The organism is Burkholderia sp. Nafp2/4-1b, from assembly GCF_003635165.1.
Taxonomy (GTDB): Bacteria; Pseudomonadota; Gammaproteobacteria; order Burkholderiales; family Burkholderiaceae; genus Burkholderia.
Genome location: NZ_ML058652.1, coordinates 1 through 6,899 on the forward strand (window position 1 = coordinate 1; position 6,899 = coordinate 6,899).

General features: G+C 61.8%; 7 protein-coding genes and 2 pseudogenes. 7 read left to right on the plus strand and 2 right to left on the minus strand.

Going from position 1 to position 6,899, the window contains the following annotated elements; genetic code table 11:
- Positions 1-143: 143 nt before the first annotated feature.
- Positions 144-614, plus strand: a complete 471-nt coding sequence (locus tag C7H84_RS34695) for a helix-turn-helix domain-containing protein (RefSeq protein WP_121863020.1) — start codon at positions 144-146, stop codon at positions 612-614.
- A gap of 1 nt (position 615) precedes the next feature.
- Positions 616-1,197 carry a PIN domain-containing protein gene (locus C7H84_RS34700; RefSeq protein ID WP_121863021.1) on the plus strand — a complete coding sequence of 194 codons (582 nt, stop codon included), beginning with the start codon at positions 616-618 and terminating at the stop codon, positions 1,195-1,197.
- Positions 1,198-1,219: 22 nt separating this feature from the next.
- Here C7H84_RS34700 and C7H84_RS34705 read toward each other — a convergent pair whose 3' ends face one another.
- Both C7H84_RS34705 and C7H84_RS36990 read right to left on the minus strand, forming a co-directional pair.
- On the minus strand, positions 1,220-1,513 hold the full coding sequence (locus C7H84_RS34705; RefSeq protein WP_121863022.1) for a hypothetical protein: 294 nt from the start codon (positions 1,511-1,513) through the stop codon (positions 1,220-1,222).
- Positions 1,514-2,022: 509 nt separating this feature from the next.
- Positions 2,023-2,535 (minus strand): hypothetical protein, encoded by a 513-nt coding sequence (locus C7H84_RS36990; RefSeq protein WP_205611497.1) that lies wholly within the window; start codon positions 2,533-2,535, stop codon positions 2,023-2,025.
- Here C7H84_RS36990 and C7H84_RS34710 point away from each other — a divergent pair.
- The 5 genes and pseudogenes from C7H84_RS34710 to C7H84_RS34725 form a co-directional block, all read left to right on the plus strand.
- Positions 2,444-2,774 (plus strand): annotated as a pseudogene (locus C7H84_RS34710) (phage tail sheath C-terminal domain-containing protein); the annotation flags it as partial. The gene C7H84_RS36990 and the pseudogene C7H84_RS34710 overlap by 92 nt on opposite strands.
- A 10-nt stretch (positions 2,775-2,784) precedes the next feature.
- Positions 2,785-3,220, plus strand: a pseudogene (locus tag C7H84_RS34715) (phage major tail tube protein).
- Positions 3,221-3,477: 257 nt separating this feature from the next.
- The gene (locus C7H84_RS36790) at positions 3,478-3,870 is read left to right on the plus strand and encodes a hypothetical protein (protein ID WP_162999486.1); all 393 of its coding nucleotides are present in this window, start codon (positions 3,478-3,480) and stop codon (positions 3,868-3,870) included.
- Positions 3,871-3,959: 89 nt separating this feature from the next.
- Positions 3,960-4,262 carry a phage tail assembly protein gene (locus C7H84_RS34720; protein ID WP_121863023.1) on the plus strand — a complete coding sequence of 101 codons (303 nt, stop codon included), beginning with the start codon at positions 3,960-3,962 and terminating at the stop codon, positions 4,260-4,262.
- 98 nt (positions 4,263-4,360) lie between these two features.
- Positions 4,361-6,754, plus strand: a complete 2,394-nt coding sequence (locus C7H84_RS34725; RefSeq protein ID WP_121863024.1) for a phage tail tape measure protein — start codon at positions 4,361-4,363, stop codon at positions 6,752-6,754.
- Positions 6,755-6,899: the final 145 nt, after the last annotated feature.

The following is a 6,899-nucleotide window of genomic DNA, read 5'->3' on the forward strand; positions in this document are numbered from 1 at the left end:
CTTTTTGAACTGGCCTCTAAGAGGCGCCGCTGCATTTAATGCACTTGTTGCATTTAATGCAGATGTCGGGTAGCCTTGTTTCCGCCTTGCGGAAGCAAGGCTTGACACATCGCATCACCGCATTATGAAAAAGGGGGACGTACATGCGTACCGTAGACCGAATCCGCGAGGTGACGCCACCACCACTCACCAATGAAGAGCTGGAGATGGCACGCGTCGCGCAGCGCTGCATTATGGAAGCACTCGATCACTCACGCGCTGCGGCCATCACCCTCACCACCGACACAGGCGAACATCCGTCGGTTGAAGTGCCGCCGCCGGCGTTGAAACTCATCGGCCAACTGCTCGGGGCAATGAGCGAAGGCCGTTCGATCACCCTCATGCCTGCAAACCGGGAATTCACCACGGTGGAGGCAGCCCATTTTCTGAACGTATCGCGGCCGTTCGTGATCAAGGAGATTGAAGAAGGCAGGTTGCCGCATCGGATGGTGGGTACACACCGACGGATCGCCTTTGACGACTTGGTGACATACGCCAACAAAATGCGCGAGAAACAGGCCTCCGCACTCGATCGCATGGCTGACAACGCTCGCGAATTGGGATTGGACTACTGAGATGGCGGGTAACGCACGTTACACAGCCCTATTGGACGCGTGTGCCCTCTATCCGATCGCGATTGCCGACTCGTTGATGAGCCTAGCTACTGCGGGGCTTTTCGCCGCGAAATGGTCGACAAGAATTGAACAGGAATGGACCACCGCGCTGGAAAATCAGCGAGCAGACCTGAAAGGCAGGCTCGAGTTTCGGCGAGACTGCATGCGCGCGGCGGTGCCGGACTGGGAAGTCCCGGAGACTGCCTGGGCACCGCTCGTTTCGGCGTACGAGCTTCCGGACCCGGACGACAGACATGTCCTCGCAGCCGCAGTTGCCGGACACGCGGACTGCATCGTGACCGCGAACCTTCGTGACTTCCCGTCCGAGATCGTCAGTGCGTACGGCATAGAGGTCGTTGATCCCGACCGGTTCATTATTAACCAGTGGGATCTCGACCCGGTTACTACGATGACCGCGTTCAAGCATATGCGTGCCCGTCGCAAAAAGCCTCAGGCAACCGCCGAGGACTTCGCGCAAGCCCTGGAACGCGGTGGCCTGCCGGCAACCGCTCAGCGGATACGTGAAGCAGCAGAGTTGATTTAGCTTTTTTCCCGGACAGCGTTACCTATACCGAGGCATGCCAATAGGCCCGCGAATCGCGGAACCAGGAGGCGAATGCATTTCGGTCAAAGACTCGAAGTTGCTCCATCTCCATCGCATAACGTCGGAACAGCGCAAGCAACTCGCGCAAAGCACTCTCATCGACCTTTGCTTCATCGACATAAATGCTCAATACGTCGAGCTCGCCTTCATAGCGCTTCACACAAGGTAGCTTATCGAGCCACTCGAAGAATGCGGATTCATCGTACTCTGAGTAGTACCAGATACGCTTTGCAGATAGAACCAGTTCATCTGCCACGACGTCTGCCTCCTGGATTAATGTTGTAGTCGCCTACGCCAGACGCTGCACCTCCAAAACGGTCCTTCGCTCACTACTGGGAAGACTGGCTACCGATAGCTTAGCTCATTGCGATGGCTGACTCGGTGAAAGTCGAAGGACCGCTTCGGGTTCGTTCAGAGTCGTTCGCTTCGCCCCAGAACCGCCATCCGCTGGCGCAGACCGATCCAGTCGGCGGGAGTTGCACGCGGCCCTTAAATACGGATACCTAACGATCAGGCGGCCCGATCCGGATTGCTCATAGAAGATGTGCAATGGCGGCGTCCTGGGCCGATTAGAACACCTGGTGCGCAACTTTCGCCTGGGTCAAACATGGCGTTCTGGACATGGCGCGACCAGTGCGTAGCGAAAAGTGAGAGTGCTCAAATTCCTCGCACCGGTAGAGTCTTATCGCCGCAGCAAGATAACTTTTCTTATCACTACACCACGATTGTCGTGACAAACTGGCCAACTGGAAAGCGCACCTCGCCTCAACGCCGCCCATCGAGCAGAGTCGATTTCGCCAGCGCCGCTCCAATCGCGCTTCGACGCTCGGGCTGGGTGACCGGCGCGTGACGGCGGTAGCCGCAGGCGTGATGAGTTGCCCGCGGCAGCGGGGCGCCTCGAACGGACCTGTAGGCCGAGAAGGTGCTGGCCAACGCCGATCGTTGGAATGATGCATCCGTGCTGTATCGGGACGCCATCGACCTCGCGACGATGGTCGACGCCTCGGGCGAGATCCCCGATGAGTCTGTCTCCAAGGTGTTGGCGGCAGACAGAGCGGATACGCTGGGCCCGCTGGCCAGGGTGACGGCGCTTTTCACGAGCCGACCGCAGGCGGTTGGCAATTCCAATATGGTCGATCCGCGTGCCGCGATGTGGGACACCACCACCGACGGCGAAATCTCGCTACCCGCCTCGGCATTCGCTGCGGGCCTGTTCTGCCAGACCGATGCGCGCATCGGTTTCTGGGCCTCGCCGTCGAACAAGGAGCTGACCGGCATCACCGGTACCGGCCGCCCGATCGAATATCTGGATGGCGATGCGCGACCTGAAGCGTCAGGGTGCGCTGATCAACTTCGAGGTCTACCCGGACCCGGAGCTCAATACGGCCACCCAGCTCGAGGACGGCAAGGTGTACTGGAACATCCGGTTCACCGACGTGCCGCCGGCCGAGAACCCGATTTTCCGCTTCGAAGTCACCAACCAGTGGCTCACCGAAGTGCTCGATAACCCGATTTAAGGGGGCGACGATCGTTCCGGAAACGCTTTATAACTGCAACCTGTTCGTGGATGGCCGCGGCTACGCGGGCCGGGCGCTGGAGATGACACCGCCGAAACTGAAGCTCAAGACGGACGACTATCGCGCGGGCGGCATGGACGCATCGGTCAAGACGGACCAGGGCATGGAGGGGCTCGACGCGTCGTTCACGATGGCGAGCATGGAATACGACGTACTGCGGTACTTTGGGCTGGCGGACAGCAACGCGTTTAACGGCGTGTTACGAGGTGGATCCCGGCAACTGGAAGCCGGGCGAGAAGGGAGAGGTGAAATACACGGTCTCGTGCGCGTATTACAAGCTGGAAGTGAACGGCGCGATCGTGCATGAGATCGATATCTTCGCGTGCAAGCGCGTGATCAACGGGGTCGATCAGCTGGCCGAGGTGCGCAAGCACCTGGGGATGTGAAGCACGATGCAGGTTAGGTGCCTCCGGCATGTCGAATTAACACATTTACTGCTCGGAATGTCGCTGCAGGCAATATGAAAATGGTTGACGTTTCAGGAATATTATTTGGCACCCGATCTTTGCGTTCTATACTGAATTCGGCCATGTGGGGGCACTGTTGCATGGCGCGGCAGCCTGTCCGCTGATCGAATGCGAAATTCGCCTGCCCTCGTTCATGCGGGTTGCTAAGGCAGGTTCAATTAGACTGGAGGTGAATCGTGAAGAAACTATTGCGAATTTTATTCGTCTTTCTGATTGTCATGTTAGATATGTCCACGGCGCATGCGATCTGTTCCGCATATTTGCGAGCAGATGGTACGTTAGTCGGGGCGATATCTGATGGATGCAGTATTGAATCGTCGAAGCATCCTTCTGCCGGAACGTATCAACTGACTATACAGAAACCAGGCACAGGCTCCGTCGTCAGTTGCGAGTTGACGCTCAACAAGAGTGCGAGTACGACTGCATGGGTGGTCAATGGCTCCTGGGATGACAATCATCTAAACCCATTTGCTGCTTCCTCGCTGTTGACGATTAATACCTCGGCGGAAGCAGCCGGTGTGTTGAATGTGGGACAGGATAGTGACGTAAATATTCTATGTTATCCATAATGTAGAATTAGAAAATCAGCATCAGCGTATTTTTCGCGTCGACAGAATGGCGAGCCACTAGCTCGCCATTTTTTATTTGAGGAACCGCAATGGACCAGGTCACCGTAACCCTGACGTACCCGATTCAACTGAACGGTGTGTCGTGCGATCGCCTGACGCTGCGCCGCCCGAAGGTGCGCGACATGCGCGGCGCGCAGAAACTCGCCCCGAACGATCCCGAGCAACAGGAGCTGATCCTGTTCGCGTCGCTTGCCGAGGTCGCGCTCGACGAGCTCGAGGCGATGGACCTGGCCGACTACGAACGCGTGCAAGACGCGTACTACTCGTTTCGAACCGTACGCAACACTCGACAGCAAGACGCTCAAGGTGCTGGCCAAGCGCCTGGCGGCTGAGTTGCACATGTCACCCGCGTCGATCGATGAATTGACGCTCGACGACGTGGTGTGGTGGCTCACCGACTGAATGGACTGAGGGAACTGAAGGAACCGACATGGCAAGCAATATTGCACTGGGCATCGTGATCGGCGGGGCCGTGTCGTCGACCTTCGGCCGCGCGATCACCGATACGGGTACACGTATCGACAGCCTGAAGCGCCGCGCGAACGACGCACGGCTCTGGCAGCGCCAAATCGGCGAGACGCTGCAGTTGCAGGACGCGTTCCGCCGCTTGCAGCGCACCGGCGACCGCTCGGCCGACGGGATACGCCGCCAGCTCGAGCGCAATTTACACACGCTGCGTGACGCGGGTTTCGAGGTGGGGAGGCTCGATCGCGCGTATGCGCGGCTGGGACGCACCGTGCGCGGGCTCGAGCTGAAGGCGATCGGCCAGCAACGGCTGATGGCCGGGCGCGAAGCGGCGCGCGGCACGATCGGCGATGCAATGAAATTGACGGGGGCGCTCGCTGTGCCGGCCACGATCGCGGCCAATTACCAGGCGATCATCCGGGACATCGCGATCAAGGCGGGTATTGCGCGCACGCAGCAAGAGGCGACGATGGGCGCGCGGATTAGGCGCGACGCGGCGACGAACGGGATCGGACGGAACGAGTTGGCCGACGCGGTGAACCAGATGGTGGCCGGCGGCATGGATCTGGAGCGCGCGCTGAACTTCGCGCCGCTGATCGCGCGGTCTGCGATCGGCCAGGGCGCGACCAGCGTCGAGACGGCCAAGATGATCCAGGCGCTGCAGCAGAACGCGGGCGTGACCGATCCCCGCCAGATGGCACAGGCGCTCGAGTCGATCGCGTACCTGGGCAAGGCGGGCTCGTTCGAGTCGGCGGACATGGCGCGCTGGTTTCCGGTGCTGCTCGCGGAGATGCAGAGACTGGGGATCAGCGGGCAGGATGCCGTCACCCAGCTAGGCGCAATGCTGCAGGTGCAGATGAAGACGGCGGGCAGCGCGGACGAGGCGGCGAATAACCTCAAAAACTGGTTCTCGAAGATCGGTTCGGGCGAAACCGAGCGCAACTATGCCAAGGCCGGCGTCGACTACCCGGCGAAGATGCGCGAGGCGATCGGCAAGGGCTGGTCGACGATGGAGGCGTCGTTCGTGCTGGCCCGCGCATATATCGAACGGGTCGATCCCGAGAAGGCGAAGCAACTCGCGGCCGCCGCGCAGCAGTTCAATCGCGAGATGGACCCCGCCAAACGGCAGGCGCAGATGGCCGCGTTTGCCGAGACGATGAAGACGGGCGACCTCTTTAACGACATGCAGGTAAAGGCGGCGCTGACCGGCTACATGCAGCATGCCGCGCTGTACCGCAACCTGAAGCGCGACTCGGCGCAGGCGACCGACGAGATCCGGAGGGACCTCGAGGCGCGGCGCGAGACCAGCAAGCAGATATGGCGCGAGGTGGGACAGCGCTGGGACGATGCGATGCGCAGCCTGGGTGACGCACTGCGGCCGGTCACCGATGCGGTGGGACACGGCGCGAAGACGCTGGGCGCTGGGCTGCAGACGGTGACCGAGCGTGCGCCGAAGGCGACGGCGGCGGTCGTGGGCGTGCTCGGTGCGGCGGTGGCGATACGCGGGGTCAAGGCGCTGTGGACGCTCGGGCGTGGCGCGATGGATCTGGCGCGTGGGGCGGTCCTGGCACGAGGCGGTGCGCGCGGGCGCGCGAAGGGTGGGGTGGTCGGTCGCGCGCTCGAGACGCTGGGTGCTGCGGCCGGCACTCCGGGCGCTCCCGGCGCCGTACAGCGTGTGTTCGTCGTGAATCTGCCGGCCTCGGGGGCCAGCGACCTGATCGGCCACGCTCGCCAGAAACCCCGCTCGAAGCCCACCTCCCGCATCGGTCGCGTGATCGGTGCGGGCCGGGCCGTGCTCGGTCGCGTGATGCCCTACGCGGGCAAGCTCGCGCTGGCCGGCACGGCGCTGAAGTTGGGGCTGGCGGCGAAGGACGCCTACGGCGTGGCGGTCGGCAGCGACACGCGCGCACGCAAGGCCGAGCAGTTCTCCGGGATTGCCGGCCAGCTGGCCGGCGGCCTGGCGGGCGCAAAGATCGGCGCGGCGATTGGTGCGCTCGGTGGGCCGATTGGGGCGGCGGTCGCGGGTGTGGTCGGCGGGGCGATCGGCACGTTTGCAGGTGACAAGGCGCTGCGCGCGATCGCGCGGCAGACAGTCGCGCGTGCGGAACCGGCGCCGCTGCCGGCCGAAGCGGCCGCCAAGCTCAAGGGACTCGAGAAGGCCGCAGCGCCACGCGCGGGCCCGCGCCTCGAGCAGACCAACACGTTCGCGCCGGTATTCCACGTGCGCGTGGAGGCGAATGAGACCGACGCCGCGGACAAGTTCCTCGCGCGCGTGAGCCCGGTCCTCACGCGCATGATGGACGAGCACCAGCGCAAGGCCAACAGCCACGCAGCGCTGTTCGACAGTCCGCATCTGTAGCAAAGGATTGGTAGGAATAGAAATAAATGTAATCGAACAGATTACGCAGGCCGCGACGCAGACCAGTTTTGCGACCGAACGCGTGCAGCACCTGGCGCGCGTGGCCGATCGCAACCGGCCAGCGAGCCAAAACACGGTCGACACG